The organism is Flavobacterium sp., assembly GCF_965284515.1.
Classification (GTDB): domain Bacteria; phylum Bacteroidota; class Bacteroidia; order Flavobacteriales; family Flavobacteriaceae; genus Flavobacterium.
On the sequence record NZ_OZ260089.1, the window covers coordinates 2,280,653 to 2,296,290 of the forward strand.

At 29.3% G+C, this 15,638-nt stretch carries 17 protein-coding genes; 6 read left to right on the top strand and 11 right to left on the bottom strand.

The genetic code is table 11. The annotated features are described in order from the left end of the window. Positions 1-18: 18 nt before the first annotated feature. Positions 19-1,038 (top strand): COX15/CtaA family protein, encoded by a 1,020-nt coding sequence (locus ACQ65T_RS10660; protein WP_430401066.1) that lies wholly within the window; start codon positions 19-21, stop codon positions 1,036-1,038. A 43-nt stretch (positions 1,039-1,081) separates the two neighbouring features. Then, a complete protein-coding gene (locus ACQ65T_RS10665; RefSeq protein WP_430401067.1) occupies positions 1,082-1,852 on the top strand; it encodes a CDP-alcohol phosphatidyltransferase family protein in 771 nt (256 codons plus the stop codon). Here the strand turns inward: ACQ65T_RS10665 and ACQ65T_RS10670 are convergent. The 5 genes from ACQ65T_RS10670 to ACQ65T_RS10690 all read right to left on the bottom strand — a co-directional run bounded on the left by ACQ65T_RS10670 (position 1,849) and on the right by ACQ65T_RS10690 (position 5,303). After that, positions 1,849-2,604 carry a LytR/AlgR family response regulator transcription factor gene (locus ACQ65T_RS10670; protein WP_430401068.1) on the bottom strand — a complete coding sequence of 252 codons (756 nt, stop codon included), beginning with the start codon at positions 2,602-2,604 and terminating at the stop codon, positions 1,849-1,851. The two genes, ACQ65T_RS10665 and ACQ65T_RS10670, sit on opposite strands and share 4 nt — an antisense overlap. A 64-nt stretch (positions 2,605-2,668) precedes the next feature. Continuing rightward, a complete protein-coding gene (locus ACQ65T_RS10675) occupies positions 2,669-3,037 on the bottom strand; it encodes a 2TM domain-containing protein (protein ID WP_430401069.1) in 369 nt (122 codons plus the stop codon). Between the two features lies 1 nt (position 3,038). Further along, positions 3,039-3,341, bottom strand: a complete 303-nt coding sequence (locus tag ACQ65T_RS10680; RefSeq protein ID WP_430401070.1) for a 2TM domain-containing protein — start codon at positions 3,339-3,341, stop codon at positions 3,039-3,041. A gap of 2 nt (positions 3,342-3,343) precedes the next feature. Further along, positions 3,344-4,681 (bottom strand): 2TM domain-containing protein, encoded by a 1,338-nt coding sequence (locus ACQ65T_RS10685; protein ID WP_430401071.1) that lies wholly within the window; start codon positions 4,679-4,681, stop codon positions 3,344-3,346. A gap of 1 nt (position 4,682) precedes the next feature. Beyond that, positions 4,683-5,303, bottom strand: coding sequence for a hypothetical protein (locus tag ACQ65T_RS10690; RefSeq protein ID WP_430401072.1), 621 nt, complete (start codon positions 5,301-5,303; stop codon positions 4,683-4,685). 182 nt (positions 5,304-5,485) lie between these two features. Between ACQ65T_RS10690 and ACQ65T_RS10695 the strand changes: the two genes are divergently transcribed. The 3 genes from ACQ65T_RS10695 (at position 5,486) to ACQ65T_RS10705 (ending at position 7,478) form a co-directional block, all read left to right on the top strand. Then, positions 5,486-6,004 (top strand): IS1096 element passenger TnpR family protein, encoded by a 519-nt coding sequence (locus tag ACQ65T_RS10695; RefSeq protein WP_430401073.1) that lies wholly within the window; start codon positions 5,486-5,488, stop codon positions 6,002-6,004. 107 nt (positions 6,005-6,111) lie between these two features. Next, a complete protein-coding gene (locus ACQ65T_RS10700) occupies positions 6,112-7,170 on the top strand; it encodes a nucleoid-associated protein (protein WP_430401074.1) in 1,059 nt (352 codons plus the stop codon). A 116-nt stretch (positions 7,171-7,286) separates the two neighbouring features. Then, positions 7,287-7,478, top strand: coding sequence for a cold-shock protein (locus tag ACQ65T_RS10705; protein ID WP_264559210.1), 192 nt, complete (start codon positions 7,287-7,289; stop codon positions 7,476-7,478). A gap of 128 nt (positions 7,479-7,606) precedes the next feature. Here the strand turns inward: ACQ65T_RS10705 and sucC are convergent, their stop codons facing one another. Beyond that, a complete protein-coding gene (sucC, locus tag ACQ65T_RS10710; protein ID WP_430401075.1) occupies positions 7,607-8,800 on the bottom strand; it encodes an ADP-forming succinate--CoA ligase subunit beta in 1,194 nt (397 codons plus the stop codon). 228 nt (positions 8,801-9,028) lie between these two features. Between sucC and lysA the strand changes: the two genes are divergently transcribed. Next, a complete protein-coding gene (gene lysA, locus ACQ65T_RS10715; protein ID WP_430401362.1) occupies positions 9,029-10,264 on the top strand; it encodes a diaminopimelate decarboxylase in 1,236 nt (411 codons plus the stop codon). Positions 10,265-10,310: 46 nt separating this feature from the next. Here the strand turns inward: lysA and pafA are convergent, their stop codons facing one another. The 5 genes from pafA to mnmA form a co-directional block, all read right to left on the bottom strand. Beyond that, positions 10,311-11,921: an alkaline phosphatase PafA gene (pafA, locus tag ACQ65T_RS10720; RefSeq protein ID WP_430401076.1), complete on the bottom strand. Its 1,611-nt coding sequence runs from the start codon at positions 11,919-11,921 to the stop codon at positions 10,311-10,313. A 70-nt stretch (positions 11,922-11,991) separates the two neighbouring features. Next, positions 11,992-12,441, bottom strand: a complete 450-nt coding sequence (locus ACQ65T_RS10725) for a hypothetical protein (protein WP_430401077.1) — start codon at positions 12,439-12,441, stop codon at positions 11,992-11,994. A 9-nt stretch (positions 12,442-12,450) separates the two neighbouring features. Continuing rightward, positions 12,451-13,395: an NAD(P)H-dependent flavin oxidoreductase gene (locus ACQ65T_RS10730; RefSeq protein ID WP_430401078.1), complete on the bottom strand. Its 945-nt coding sequence runs from the start codon at positions 13,393-13,395 to the stop codon at positions 12,451-12,453. A 110-nt stretch (positions 13,396-13,505) separates the two neighbouring features. Beyond that, entirely contained in the window at positions 13,506-14,441 is a 936-nt protein-coding gene (locus ACQ65T_RS10735; RefSeq protein ID WP_430401079.1) for a calcium/sodium antiporter, read from the bottom strand. Between the two features lie 9 nt (positions 14,442-14,450). Next, positions 14,451-15,638: a tRNA 2-thiouridine(34) synthase MnmA gene (mnmA, locus tag ACQ65T_RS10740; RefSeq protein WP_430401080.1), complete on the bottom strand. Its 1,188-nt coding sequence runs from the start codon at positions 15,636-15,638 to the stop codon at positions 14,451-14,453.

Below are 15,638 nucleotides of genomic sequence, written 5' to 3' on the forward strand. Positions count from 1 at the left end.
TTTTTGTAAAAAAGAACAATGAAAAATAACAAATCAATTATAATTTGGTTATTATCAGGATGTATATTATTATTCATTATGGTAATGGTTGGTGGAATTACAAGGCTTACTAATTCTGGTCTTTCAATGACCGATTGGCATTTAGTTACCGATACATTTCCTCCTTTAACAGAAGACAAATGGGTTGATGCATTTGAAGAATACAAGAAATTCCCGGAATACCAAAAGATTAACATTCATAATAACTTTACTTTATCTGATTATAAATTCATCTATTTTTGGGAATGGTTCCATCGTTTTATAGGTAGAATCATTGGAATGGTATTTATAATTCCTTTTGTTTACTTCATAGTTAAAAAACGTCTTGATTCTGAAACCATAAAGAAATGTATTGTTTTATTATTCATGGGTGGTTTTCAAGGTTTTTTAGGTTGGTTCATGGTAAAAAGTGGATTAATTGATAATCCAGATGTAAGTCATTTTCGATTAGCTCTTCATTTAACTTTTGCTTTCATCACTTTTGCATATACATTATGGGTAGCTTTAGACTTAATTTATCCAAATAAAAATGTGGTAATAACCTCTCTTCGATCTATTGCCAGAATAGCATTGGTAATTTTAATTATTCAAATTATATATGGCGGATTTGTAGCAGGACTAAACGCAGGCTTAGTTCATAATCATTGGCCATTAATGAGCGACGGACAATTCATTCACGATAGTGTTTTTATTGAACAAACTTCATTCTTGAAAAACTTTACAGAAGGGAAAAGCGGAGTTCAGTTTATACATAGAACATTTGCTTATGTTGTAGTCGCTATGATGTTTCTATTATACTTTAAAAGCAAAAAATACACTTTAAACACATTGCAACAAAAAGGAGTTTATTCGTTATTAATTATAGTTATAATTCAATTTGCATTAGGGATTTTTACATTACTATTCCATGTTCCACTCTGGCTTGGTTTAGCACATCAATTAGTTGCTTTTGTATTATTAAGCGCAATGGTTTTTACATTACATAGATTAAGCAAATAAATTACAACTGACTATATTGTCGCATAATTTTGATTAAAATATAATGTCAAAATTAAATTCAAAAGATAAATTTTTAGATTTATCAGATTATGGAAGAAGGTTTGGAAGATTTTTAGCCAACATTTTAAAAAACACCAACTTCACTCCTATTCATGTAACTATATTGTTTGGTGTTTCGGGTTTAATTGCCGTTTATTGTATTTTAAATCAACACTATTTTTTAGCGGCTATTTTTATTATTTTAAAATCTGGAATTGATGCTGCTGATGGAGAATTAGCACGTTTAAAAAAAACACCTTCATATTCAGGACGTTATTTGGATAGTATTTTTGATATTTTTTTAAATTTCTTCTTTTTGGTAGCAATTTGGAAGGTAACAAACATTCCTTTTTGGATGATGTTACTTGCCTTTTTTTGTATTCAACTACAAGGCACATTATATAATTATTACTATGTAATTTTAAGAAATAAAAGTATTGGTGGAGACACTACAAGCAAAATATTTGAATACAAAACGCCAAAAGCTTTACCCGGTGAAGAGCAAAAACTTGTCAACACTTTATTTGCAATTTACACCCTAGTTTATGGTGGTTTTGACAAAATAATTCATGCATTAGATTCAACTGCATATAAGGCAAAAGCTTTCCCTAATTGGTTTATGACCATTTTATCACTTTATGGATTAGGATTTCAATTATTAATTATTGCAGTAATGTTATCAATTGGTTTAATTAATTATGTTATACCTTTTTTAATTCTATATTCTATTTTAATAGTACTTTTAATAGGGTTTAGAAAAACATATATACACTAACCAATCCAAGATTTAAAATCTGAAACTTTTTCTCTAGAAACAATAACTTCATCTTCTTTATAAGTGGGTAAAATTACTTTTAAGCGTGAATTAGTATACACTTGAATTTCTTTGATAGATTGTAAAGGGATAATAAACTTTCGACTAATTCTATAAAACAAATCTGGGTTGAGTTCTGTTTCTAATTGTTCTAAACTTATGTCTAAAAGATAATCTCTATTGTCAATTGTATGCAAATATGTTCCTTTATTTTCACTGTAAAAGCATTCTATTTCATCAATTAAAACAACCTTGATTTGATTACCAATTTTAACCGAAAAGCGATTTTTATATTCCTTTTGAACTGGATTAACTAACATTCTTCTAATTGCCTCAAAATCTAAACTTGAAACTGCATTTTTTTGAAATTGATTCTGAAACTTATTAATAGCAGTTTCAAGTTCTTCTTCTTCAATTGGCTTTAATAAATAATCTATACTATTTAGTTTAAATGCTCTCAATGCATATTCATCGTAAGCTGTTGTAAAGATAATTGGGCTTTTAATATCTATTTTATCAAATATCTCAAACGACAAACCATCAGACAATTGTATGTCTAAAAAAATCAAATCTGGATGTGCATTATTTTCAAACCAACTAATTGACTCTTCTACAGAATGCAATAAAGTTTGAATCGTATACCCTAATTTTTCTAATTTTCGCTGCAACAACCGTGCTGCTGGTTTCTCGTCTTCTATAATTATGATATTCATTTATGTATGCTAATTTGGTTATTTGTTATTTTGGTAATTAGTAACTAAAAATTCATAATTAAATTCATTCCCATTTACTGTTTTTTTCCTTTTCCATAAGTTCTTTAATTTTTCTTTCTTCCCAATTTTGACCCAAAATCATTGTTGGCAAAAAGACACTTAAACCGTGAGATAATAATCCTATTCCCCAAAAAAATAAAGTTATAAAATTATGCCATTGAAAATAACTTTCACCTGGTTCTAAGTCTTGAATATTAATTATCACTATCATGATATTTACTACTAAGTAAATTAACGCATGTGTATAAAAACCTTTTATGCGTTTTACTCTTTTTAACGCTTCATGATATTTTAATTCTTCTGGACTTGAAGGAATAAAATCTTTACTCCCTACTCTTTCCATTCTTCTTTGTTTTCTATCAGCTATACTCATCTTATTCAAATTTATTTTTATTCATTTTTTCTTCATCTATAAACTGTTTGATCTTCTTTTCTTCCCAATCTTTATTAAAAAAAGGAAAGAAATTAAAAACTCTCATTGCATGAAAAAATAATCCAATTCCCCAACCAAACAATGTCCAAATAAACCATAAAACTTCTGGTGTATAAGTAAGGTTAATGTAGATTATTACAACTATTACCCCTATATAAGTTAATAGATGACTATAAAATTCTTTTATTTCTTTTACTTGCTTTCTCGCTTTTTGATAACGCTCAAAATCCTTATTCGTTTCCATAATTAGTTCCATTTAGATTCCTCTTTTTTTTCCTTTTGCAATATTTCTTGAATTTTCTTTTCTTCCCAAGATTTCCCATAACCAAATGTTTCCAAAGCATGAAAGGTTAATCCCATTCCCCAACCTAACATTGGAAACCAAAACCATTGAAAACTTGATGTACTTAGATTTATAATTATTAATACAGGAATTACGACACAATACGAAATTAAATTTCCATAAAATCCTTTTAATTTTTCTACTCTTTCTTTAGCTCTAACATAAGCCATGTTTTCTGAATATATATTTTTTGTTTCCATAATAGATATTTGTTTTGTAAGAATTGGTAGTTTAATTTTAAAGAGTTCATTTGTCTCTTCAATAGCTACCTTTCTTGTTGATATTATTGCGTAACGGTCGACTATATTTTGAAGCCCAACACCTTTTCTTGTTTGTAATGTTTCTTTTTTTTGTAAATTATTTTCAACTAAAAGCTGATTTCCTATAACAGTAATTTTAATATGTAAAGGTTTTTGTTCACTTACTACATTATGCTTAATAGCATTTTCTAGTAATAGTTGTAATGCCAACGGAACAACTTTTGCTTCCTCGTTCTCAAAATATTCAGGCAATTCAAATGTAATACTGTTTTCAAATCTCATTTTTAAAAGATTCATATAGGTCTTAGCAAAATTTAACTCTTCTGCAACTGAGACCAATTCTTTATCGCGTTGCTCTAAAACATATCTGTAAATTTTAGATAAAGAAGTCGTAAACTTTTGAGCGTTTTCTGGGTTTTCTTCAATCAAAGAACTCAATACATTTAAGCTATTAAAAAGAAAATGTGGATCTAATTGATTCTTTAAACTTTCAAACTGAGCAGAAGCATTTCCAGCAATAATTTTTTCTTGTTTAACTCTGTTTTCTTGATACGCCTTGTAGAAATATATTAAATGAATTAACAATGAGACAATTATTGTAATAACTATTGCAACAATATAGTTAGATGGATTCTCATGTTTTAAAAATTCAGAAAAAGTTTTATTTTCAAGAACAACATCTTCAAAAATTCTTAAAAAGAAAATAGCTAGAATAGATATCAGGAAAGAAGCACAAAAACCGATTAGTAATCGTTTTAGGTGAAACCTGTTTTTCTCAAAATATTTATCTAATTGAATAAAAATAATTGCATTTGCAAAATATAAAACTACACTATACATTAATGTAAAAATGAAATTCCATTTTAAAGAAAATAAAGAAGGTAAATTCTGATTGACAATCAAATTCATCAATTGAAGTATAATAAAAATTATAATTCCTATTATTACCGCCTTTACTATTTCTCTTCCTGTTTTATTCATCTTATTTACAATTTTGTAATGCTTCTTCTGCTCTATCTAAGCCCCAATCTGGGTATAGATTTGTTTGAGGCTTAAAGTTAGCAAAAAGTTGAATGGATTTAGTTATTTGTTCACAAAATGGCTTTGTATCTTGACCAAAATATTGTGCCATACCCATTTCAAATTTAGCTTTATTTAATACAACTCTGGGGTTATTTGGCGAAATACCTTCAGCCATTTTGTAGATATTTAAAACTACTGAAGATAATTGTCTACCATTTGCCATTGGATCATAAACAATCCATAATGTATGAATCATAGCTTGTAATACAAGAACTTCAGGATCATCTGGCAATAAATTATTTATTTTATCTTGAGCAATTTGAGCTTTCTCAATTAATAATTTCATTTCATTTCTTTCTTTTGTTTCAAAAGCTTCTAATGTGTTTATTAACGAAATGTAATAATTTGGTAGAAAGTTCTCTTTTTCAACTGAAGCAATTTGGTCAAATTTTGTTAAAGCTTCTTTTGAATTACCATTTTTCCATGTTGTTAAAGCATCTTGCATGCTTTGCTCAAAATTACTTTGGGCCGAAACGACAGAAGCCACAAAGAAAACGATAAGTGTGATAATTTTTGTCATAATAATATACTTTTATTGTTATTTGATGATTCAAAAGTGCAACTAATCTACAGTAATATAAATTTTCATTTACCCAACTGTCGAAAAAAGAGGATGAATTGAAAATTTTTTAAAAATGTGCAATTCATAATTTATAACTCATAATTAATAATTACTTTTGCTGTTCCTAAAATTTCAAAAAAATGATATATAAATTTAGAGTTATACTCGATGCGAAAGAAGACATTTTTAGAGATATTGCTATAGAAAAAGAAGCAACTTTAGAAGATTTACATAATACAATTGTTAATGCCTTTGGATTTGATGGTTCAGAAATGGCTTCATTTTATACTTGTGATGATGAATGGAATCAAGAAGATGAAATTCCTTTATTTGATACGGGTGATGTACCTGGTGAAATTCGAATTATGAACAACTTCATATTAGAAGATAATTTAGACAAATACCAATCTAAAATAATATACGTATACGATTTCTTTAACATGTGGACATTCTTAGTAGAATTAGCAGCTATTGAGGAGAAGGAACAAGGTGAGACATATCCGACTTTATTGTTCTCTCATGGAGAATTACCAGAAGAAGCTCCAGATAAAAAGTTTGAGGCAGAAGATGGGGAAATGAGTGAAGACGATGAGGATTTAGACATGTTTGAAGGAGACGATAGTTTTGAAGACTACGGATTTGAAGAAAACTGGAACTAATTCTTACCGACAAACTCAGAAAACAAAATACACAATATCAATCCTATTTTGAACCAAGATTAAGAGATATCTTTTATCTTGGTTCTTTTTTCTAACAATTATATAAAATGATAAACTTATTCAATACCCACATAGAAAACCTTTCTATACATAGAGTTGGAAATAAAAGTAGAAATGAAGCATTATTCTTATCTGAACAACCTTATGGATTAAATGATGAAATAATGCCATTGTTAAAAGAATACTTCTTTAAACCATTTAGAGACAAGGAAGAAAATTATTTTCAATTTGCTCATGAAGTGGATTTAGAATATAATGACATGTATAATTTTGCTACTGAAGTTTTCAATAACCCAAGCGAAATTCACAACGTATCTAAAAAAATTACCAAACATTTATTTGAACAATCAAATCATCCACATATTAAAAATGGTGAAGTGTATGTAACGTATTTTACCAATGTGTCAATTGATAATAATGTTGTAGATGCAATTGGTGTTTTTAAAAGTGAGATAAAAACTGATTTCTTACAATTTGAAGAAAAAGAAAGCAACTTAGAAATGATTTTACAACAAGGAATCAACTTAAACAAGTTAGATAAAGGTTGTATTATTTTTAATCATAAAAAAGAAGAAGGCTATAAAATCTTAACAGTAGACAGTAATCGATATGATGCTCGTTATTGGTTAGAACATTTCTTATCTGTAGATGCATTTCAAGATGAAAACTTTATGACTAAAAAGTATTTGAAATTTTGTCAAGATTTTGCAAAAGAAGTCGTTTTACCCGCAGAAGACAAACAGCAGGAAGTTTTATTCATGAACAGAGCTATAAACCATTTTGCAAAAAATGATTCGTTTGAAGAAACAAACTTTTTAAATGAAGTAATGGAAAACCCTGAGTTTATTCCTGAATTCAAAAACTATAAAGTAGACAAAGGAGAAAAATACAGTATTGAAGATGTTACTAATTTCCCTATTGCTAATAACGCAGTAAGTGATATTAGAAAAAAAATTAAGAATACAATTATATTAGATACAAATGTTCAAATTAAGCTAGATTTCGTCAACTCTGACAGCGCAGAAAAGTTTGTTGAGAAAGGCTGGGATGAAGAAAAACAAATGTATTATTATTTGGTTTACTTTAATAAAGAGCAAAAATCTTAATTAAAAAAAAACAATTGTCAAAAAAAATAATTAACTTTTTTTTAAAAAAAACATTAAAAAAATAGCAAATTAAATAATAAACACTACATTTGTTGAAATTACATTAAATTATTAAAATGAATAAAGGTACAGTAAAATTCTTTAATGAATCAAAAGGTTTTGGTTTCATTATTGAAGAAGGAACAAACAAAGAACATTTCGTACACATCTCTGGAACGATTGATGAAATCCGTGAAGGTGATGAAGTTGAATTTGACTTACAAGAAGGTAAAAAAGGTTTAAATGCAGTAAACGTAAAAGTTATCTAATACATACTACAAAATCTTACAAAATCAAGCTCTGTTCGTTAACAGGGCTTTTTTATTGAAAAATAGTAAGCATAAAAAAACTCCTAAGAAAATCTTAGGAGTTTTTTTATTTATATTGAATTATCTAATTAAGATAATGCAGCTTTAACTTGATCTGCAGCTTCTTGGAATTGAACAGCTGATAAAATTGGCATTCCAGAATTATCAATTAATTCTTTTGCAATTTCAGCATTTGTTCCTTGTAAACGAACAATAATAGGCACTTTAATAGCATCTCCCATGTTTTTGTATGCATCTACAACCCCTTGAGCAACACGGTCACATCTAACGATACCACCAAAAATGTTAATCAAAATTGCCTTTACGTTAGGATCTTTTAAGATAATACGGAAAGCTGTTTCAACACGTTTAGCATCTGCAGTTCCACCAACATCTAAGAAGTTTGCTGGTTCGAAACCTGCATACTTAATTAAATCCATAGTTGCCATTGCAAGACCTGCACCGTTTACCATACAACCTACTGTTCCGTCAAGATCTACATAGTTTAAGCCAACTTCTTTAGCTTCAACTTCAATAGGATTCTCTTCTCTTACATCTCTCATATCAGCAATTGCAGCTTGTCTATATAACGCATTATCGTCAATATTTACTTTAGCATCAACAGCCATTATTTTGTTATCTGAAGTTTTTAAAACTGGGTTAATTTCAAACATTGAAGCATCAGCAGCTATGTAAGCATTGTATAAAGAAGCAACAAATTTTGTCATTTCTTTAAACGCATTTCCAGAAAGACCTAAATTAAAGGCAATTCTTCTTGCTTGAAAACCTTGCAATCCAACAGCTGGATCAATCTCTTCTGTAAAAATTAAATGTGGAGTATGCTCAGCAACTTCTTCAATATCCATTCCACCTTCTGTAGAATACATAATCATGTTTTTTGCTGTAGCTCTATTTAATAAAACAGACATATAAAATTCTGAAGTTTCACTTTCACCTGGATAGTATACATCTTCAGCAACTAAAACTTTATGAACTCTTTTACCTTGAGGAGGTGTTTGAGGTGTAATTAAATCCATACCAATAATTTGACCTGCAATTTCAGCAACTTGATCTAAATTTTTAGCTAATTTAACTCCTCCTCCTTTACCTCTACCACCTGCGTGGATTTGAGCTTTTATAACATGCCATCCTGTTCCCGTTTCAGCAGTTAATTGTTTTGCTTTAGCAACAGCTTCTTCAGCATTGTTAGCAACGTAACCACGTTGAATGCGTACACCATGACTTGCTAATATTTCTTTACCTTGATATTCGTGTAAATTCATAATTGTAATACGTTTATCTTTATTAAAAAGTGCCACAAAAATAACAAACTAATTTCTATTTGGCTAACAATTTTACTTTTATTTAAATTGAGATTCTAGTTATTAAATCATAATTAGTAAACAATAAAATACAATTGTTTTATTTGTAACATTTTGTTATTTATTGTTATTGTTTGTGATTATTTTTTTTTATTACTAATTATAAATATATTTTTGTCAAAAAAACAAATAACAATGAATAATGAGATTTTAAACCAAATAGCAAACCAATTTGGTACTCCTTTGTATGTATATGACAGTGAGAAAATAGAGAGTCAATACAATAGATTAACGCAAGCTTTTAGTAAAGTTGAACGTTTTAAAGTATATTATGCTGTAAAAGCTCTTTCTAATATTACTATTTTAAAAATAGTAAAAAAACTTGGTTCAGGTTTAGATACTGTTTCTATTGAAGAAGTACAATTAGGTTTACATGCAGGGTTTGAACCTCATGAAATAATTTTTACACCAAACGGAGTTTCTTTACAAGAAATTGAATTAGTTGCAAAACTGGGTGTTCAAATTAATATTGACAATTTATCTATTTTAGAACAATTTGGAACAAATTATCCTAATATACCAGTTTGTATTAGAATAAACCCCCATGTAATGGCTGGAGGAAATGCTAATATATCTGTTGGGCACATTGATAGTAAATTTGGGATTTCTATTCATCAGATACCTCATTTATTGAGAATAGTTGAAAATACAAATATGCATGTCAACGGAATTCATATGCATACAGGTTCAGATATTTTAGATGTTGATGTTTTTTTATATGCTGCTGAAATTTTATTTGAAACAGCAAAAAATTTTAAAGGTTTAGAATTTATTGATTTTGGAAGTGGTTTTAAAGTACCATATACAAAAGGAGATATTGAAACAAATGTGGAAGAGTTTGGTAAAAAACTAACTAAACCCTTTTTAGCATTTGAAAAAGAATATGGAAGTAAACTTACTTTAGCCTTTGAGCCTGGAAAATTTTTAGTAAGCGAAGCTGGTGTTTTTCTAGCGAATGTAAATGTAGTTAAGCAAACTACTTCAACTGTTTTTGCAGGAATAAATTCTGGATTTAATCATTTGATTCGACCAATGTTATATGGTTCAAAACATCATATAGACAATATTTCTAATCCAAAAGGAAAAGAGCGCTTTTATACCGTTGTAGGCTACATTTGTGAAACGGATACTTTTGCTACAAACAGAAGAATAAACGAAATTCATGAAGGTGATGTTCTATGCTTTAGAAATGCTGGTGCGTATTGTTATTCTATGGCTTCAAATTATAATTCAAGAGTTAAACCTGCAGAAGTGCTTTGGCTAAATAATGAAGCTCATTTAATTAGACAAAGAGAAACATTTGAAGATATTTTAAGAAATCAAATTGAAATAGATATTGCTACTAATTCAATAATCCCAGTTTAGTTTTAGTTAAGAAAAAGCCCTTAAATTATTAAGGGCTTTTTTGTATTTACTTTTTCAAAATCTCTTCAAGTAGTATTGCTTCAGTTCCGTTTGGGTAGGTGATTTTTAATAATTGCGATAAAGTTGGAGCAATTTGTGTAATGTCTTTTTTATCATAAGACTCCCCTTTTTTAATTCCGTTACCGTAAAAAATTAGCGGCACATGAGTATCATACGTATAAGGTGTTCCGTGAGAAGTTCCTGTTGCTGAATATTCAATATAACCCGGTTTTTCTAAAATAACTATATCTCCGTTTTGAACTGGATCATATCCTTTTGCGATGAAATTCAAATAGAAATCTGCTCCAGATGAAGCCAACACTTCTTCTTCTGTATAAACACGTTTTATAAATTTTTGAGAATATAGAAACCCTTTAAAAGTTTCTTTTACAGCATCTAAATTAAAATCCTTCTTGGCAATTGAATCTCTATCGAAAAATAAATTGAAATTTGAATAGTTCTTCACTACATCTGTACCAAAAGTTTTGATTGAAAATGCACTTAAATCATTTCTAAACTTTTTTGTATTGATGTTATCTACTTCATATTTATTGTCTTTTAAATAGGTTACATTTTCAGCACCAGCATGGTCTGCAGTTAAAAACAGCAAATAATTATCTTTACCAACATTATTGTCTAGATAATTTAAAAAATCAGCAATGGTTTCGTCTAAACGTAAATAAGTGTCCTGAAGTTCAATTGATCTTGGACCAAGAATGTGACCAATATAATCTGTTGAAGAAAAACTCATTGTTAAAAAATCGGTAATATTATCTTTACCTAAATTTTCATTTTCAATGGCTCTTTTAGCAAAATCGGCCACTAAATTATTTCCAAACGGACTTGCTCTTAAAACTCCAGCATCATTATTCTCATACATTTCTTTCATATTATAAGGAAAGAAAGGCGTTTTTTTATACAGTTTTCCTTCGTATGGATTATTATCGTTTAAACTTTCGTTATAAACACTTTTATCTTTTAATAAATTCCAACCTTTTTCTAAATAAGGTAAGTAATTTTTCTCATTATTAAATGATGTAACCCAAGTTGGCAATTCTTTACCATAAAAAGTACTCGAAATGAAAGCGCCAGTTTTAGAGTACCAAAATGCCCAATCAGCAAAATGCCCAGCTGGCAAAATAGCACCTCTATCTTTTAAACTAATTCCTATAACTTTACTTTTAAAATTGGTAGCTAATTTTAACTCATCAGTAATTGTGGTGCTCTGTAAATTTTTAGGCGACATTTTACCTTCACTATCTGTTCCATCACCAATAGTAACAACATTTTCATCATCTGTACAATACATTTCAGTTTGTGAACTTCTGTTGAACCATTCATTTCCTACAATTCCATGAACAGCAGGAGTAGTTCCAGTATAAATTGATGCGTGACCTGGTCCTGTATAAGTAGGCATGTAATTATAATGAGTGTTTTGAAAAGTATAACCATTTTTAATTAACCTCTTGAATCCATTTTCACAAAAATCTTCAGAAAAACGATATAAATATTCAGTTTTCATTTGGTCGACTACGATTCCAATGACTAATTTGGGCTTTTGTTGGGCAAAACCTTTCAAAATTCCTGCTAAAACAAATACAATAATTAACTTTTTCATTTCTTAAATTTATATTACAAAACTATCACTTTAGACTTAAAGCATTAATATATTAGAAATAAAAAAAGAGCTATTTAGCTCCTTTTTTACTTTTCTTAGTTTCTTTTGGTTTATCACTAAATATATTCATGTTATAAACTACAACCCTGTCTTCATAATAAATATATAACTGTTTTAAATTATTTTTATCCTTCCTTGTAAAAATTGAAATATCACATTCTCTACCTGCATTATCTATGCATAAAAACGAAACTACATTTCCTTCTTTAGTTTCATTCTTATCATAATATTTTACGATATTAAACAACTGAAGTGCTTCTGAATACACTACTATTCTATCTTTGTCAGCATCTAAAACAACAATCATTTCTGACTTATTAAATTTAGACCACACCCCCCATTCTCCAAATCTTGTTTTTTCAGAAACCATAAAACCTGTTGTTTTAAACCTATATTGTTGTGCATGAGCAACAGTCAATGTTAGAAATAAAAACAGTAATAAATATTTAATACTTTTCATCTTTATATTTTAAAATTCAAATTTAATCATTTCTGCTTTAGCTTGATTAAATTCGGTAATAACATTATTCACAATTATTTCCACAGGCAAAATATCGTGAATTAATCCTGCAATTTGACCAATTTCTAGTTCACCGTCTTCTAAATCTCCTTCAAACATTCCTTTTTTAGCTCTTGCTCTACCTAACAATTGTTTTAATTCTTCTGGAGTTGGACATTTTGTATATAACTCTTGAACTTCATTAAAAAACTTGTTTTTAATTAAACGAACAGGTGCCAACTCTTTTAAAGTAAGCATAGTATCTCCTTCATTTACTTCAACTATCGTTTTCTTAAAATTATCATGAGCACTAGACTCTGTTGAAGCGGCAAATCGGCTTCCCATTTGAACTCCATCTGCCCCTAAAGTCATAGCAGCCAACATTCCTCTTCCTGTTGCAATACCACCAGCAGCAATTAATGGAATGGTAATTTCTTCCCTAACCATAGGAATTAAAGTCAAAGTTGTAGTTTCATCTCTTCCGTTATGACCACCAGCCTCAAAGCCTTCTGCTACTATTGCATCTACACCTGCACCTTGTGCTTTTAATGCAAACTTTGTACTGCTTACGACATGCACAACAGTAATTCCGTTTTCCTTTAAAAAAGGAGTCCATGTATTTGGATTTCCGGCAGAAGTAAATACAATTTTTACTTGTTCTTCGACCAAAATTTGCATGATTTCTTCAATATTTGGATACAACATAGGAACATTAACTCCAAAAGGTTTATCAGTAGCTTTTTTACATTTCTGAATATGTTCTCTAAGCACTTCTGGATACATTGAACCCGCTCCAATTAATCCAAGACCACCTGCATTACTTACCGCACTTGCTAATTTATATCCTGAGTTCCAAATCATCCCTCCTTGAACAATTGGATATTGTATATTAAATAATTGAGTAATTGAATTCATTATATTGCTTCATTAATTTCCTTCGCAAGATACTATTATTCGAAATAAATTCATAAAATAGCGATTAGGAATTCACTTTTAAAAATAAGCATTTTACGGATAAGAGTTTGTTATGACATTGTGAAATATAAGAATATTCCATAAGATACTAAAAGCAACACTCCCTCTTTAAAACTTAAATTACCTCTTTTGGGTAAAATTACCATTGGTAATAAAAAGAAAGCAAATCCAAGCATCCAATAAATATCTTGTTGTATTATTCTAACATCTACATGCTCTATAGGTTTAATAATTGCCGTTACTCCTAAGACACTTAAAATATTAAAAATATTTGAACCAATAATATTTCCAACAGAAATATCATTTTCTTTTTTTATACTTGCAATAATTGAAGATGCCAATTCTGGCACACTTGTTCCAATTGAAACTACAGTAATAGCTATGATTCTTTTACTAACTCCTAAACTTTCAGCCAAATTAACAGCTCCCTTTACTAATAATTCTGAACCCAACCATAAAGCAAATCCTCCTATGGCTAAGAAGCAACCAATTTTTACTATTGACATTACTTCTTCTTTGTTATCTTCAATATTAATTTGAGTTGTTTTATTCTTTCGAATTAAGAAAATTAAAAAAGTGATTAATACTACAATAAAAATAAAACCTTCAATTCTACTTAAAACCCCATCAAGAACTAAGAAAACAAACAATAAAGTAGAAGCAAACATTTTTACAGGCCAATCGGTGGCGTAAAAACTATTGTCTACTTGAACTGCATTAATAAGTAAAATTGTTCCTAATACTAATCCAATATTACCAATATTAGAACCTACTACGTTACCAATTGCAATATCTGGAAAGCCAGAAAGTGCAGCTTGAATACTTACAATCATTTCAGGAGCTGATGTTGCAAAAGAAACAACAGTTAATCCAACTATAATTTTAGAAATTTTTAATCGCATTGAAAGAGATACAGCAGCTTTCAGCAACCAGTTTCCACCAAGTATTAAAAGCAATAAACCTAGAACGATATAAAGAAAATTCATAAATTATTTTTAAGATATTACTCCACTTCCTAAAACCTCTTCCCCTTCTTGCCATGCAACAAATTGACCTTCCGTTATAGCAGATTGTGGCTCATTAAAGCGAACATACATTCCAGTTTTAAGTTGATATAAAGTTGCATTTTGCAATGGTTGTCTATAACGAATACGCGCCATTACTTCTCTAGATTCTCCATTTTTTAATACTAAATCTTCACGAATCCAGTGCACTTCATCGTTTTTTATAAAAAGTGTATTTTTAAATAAACCCGGATGTTTTGGGCCTTGACCCGTATAAATAATGTTCTTATCAACATCGGTTTCAATTACATAAAGACCTTCTTTTGTTCCACCAACATTTAACCCTTTACGTTGTCCTTTTGTAAAATAATGAGCTCCTTGATGTTTTGCCATTACTTTACCTGACACTTGTAAATAGTCAATTTTTTTTGCTTCAAATTCAAGTTCTTCTTCTAAAGAATTAAACACAGGCTTCTCTTTAAAATAAACAGAAGCATCTGCAGGAATATCAATTATCACACCTTCTTTTGGTTGTAATTTTTGTTGTAAGAACTCTGGTAATCTTACTTTACCTATAAAACAAAGTCCCTGTGAATCTTTTTTTTCAGCTGTTATTAAATCTAATTTAGTAGCAATGTCTCTAACTTCAGGCTTTGTTAGTTCACCTATTGGAAACAAAGCTTTTGCCAATTGTTGTTGTGATAATTGGCAAAGAAAATAAGATTGATCTTTATTCCCATCTTTTCCTGCTAATAATTGGAATACCTCTTTACCATTGTTATGAATTGTTCCTTTACGGCAATAGTGACCCGTTGCAACATAATCTGCCCCAAGTGATTCTGCAATCTTCATGAACACATCAAACTTAATTTCACGATTACATAAAACATCAGGATTTGGTGTTCTACCTTGTTCATACTCTTTAAACATGTAATCAACAATTCTTTCTTGATATTGTTCAGATAAATCAACTGTTTGAAATGGAATCCCTAATTTTTCAGCAACTAATAAAGCATCATTACTATCTTCTAACCACGGACATTCATTTGAAACTGTAACAGAATCATCGTGCCAATTTTTCATAAAAAGACCAATAACTTCGTAACCTTGCTCCTTTAATAAATAAGCAGCAACGCTTGAATCTACACCTCCAGAAAGTCCTACTACTACTCTTTTCAT

What these genes read in the sequence shown, in the direction of transcription:
- ACQ65T_RS10660 (WP_430401066.1), top strand. Translation starts at nt 19, where the DNA reads ATGAAAAATAACAAATCAATTATAATTTGGTTATTATCAGGATGTATA.
- ACQ65T_RS10665 (WP_430401067.1), top strand. Translation starts at nt 1,082, where the DNA reads ATGTCAAAATTAAATTCAAAAGATAAATTTTTAGATTTATCAGATTAT.
- ACQ65T_RS10670 (WP_430401068.1), bottom strand. Translation starts at nt 2,604, where the DNA reads ATGAATATCATAATTATAGAAGACGAGAAACCAGCAGCACGGTTGTTG.
- ACQ65T_RS10675 (WP_430401069.1), bottom strand. Translation starts at nt 3,037, where the DNA reads ATGAGTATAGCTGATAGAAAACAAAGAAGAATGGAAAGAGTAGGGAGT.
- ACQ65T_RS10680 (WP_430401070.1), bottom strand. Translation starts at nt 3,341, where the DNA reads ATGGAAACGAATAAGGATTTTGAGCGTTATCAAAAAGCGAGAAAGCAA.
- ACQ65T_RS10685 (WP_430401071.1), bottom strand. Translation starts at nt 4,681, where the DNA reads ATGAATAAAACAGGAAGAGAAATAGTAAAGGCGGTAATAATAGGAATT.
- ACQ65T_RS10690 (WP_430401072.1), bottom strand. Translation starts at nt 5,303, where the DNA reads ATGACAAAAATTATCACACTTATCGTTTTCTTTGTGGCTTCTGTCGTT.
- ACQ65T_RS10695 (WP_430401073.1), top strand. Translation starts at nt 5,486, where the DNA reads ATGATATATAAATTTAGAGTTATACTCGATGCGAAAGAAGACATTTTT.
- ACQ65T_RS10700 (WP_430401074.1), top strand. Translation starts at nt 6,112, where the DNA reads ATGATAAACTTATTCAATACCCACATAGAAAACCTTTCTATACATAGA.
- ACQ65T_RS10705 (WP_264559210.1), top strand. Translation starts at nt 7,287, where the DNA reads ATGAATAAAGGTACAGTAAAATTCTTTAATGAATCAAAAGGTTTTGGT.
- sucC (WP_430401075.1), bottom strand. Translation starts at nt 8,800, where the DNA reads ATGAATTTACACGAATATCAAGGTAAAGAAATATTAGCAAGTCATGGT.
- pafA (WP_430401076.1), bottom strand. Translation starts at nt 11,921, where the DNA reads ATGAAAAAGTTAATTATTGTATTTGTTTTAGCAGGAATTTTGAAAGGT.
- ACQ65T_RS10725 (WP_430401077.1), bottom strand. Translation starts at nt 12,441, where the DNA reads ATGAAAAGTATTAAATATTTATTACTGTTTTTATTTCTAACATTGACT.
- ACQ65T_RS10730 (WP_430401078.1), bottom strand. Translation starts at nt 13,395, where the DNA reads ATGAATTCAATTACTCAATTATTTAATATACAATATCCAATTGTTCAA.
- ACQ65T_RS10735 (WP_430401079.1), bottom strand. Translation starts at nt 14,441, where the DNA reads ATGAATTTTCTTTATATCGTTCTAGGTTTATTGCTTTTAATACTTGGT.
- mnmA (WP_430401080.1), bottom strand. Translation starts at nt 15,638, where the DNA reads ATGAAAAGAGTAGTAGTAGGACTTTCTGGAGGTGTAGATTCAAGCGTT.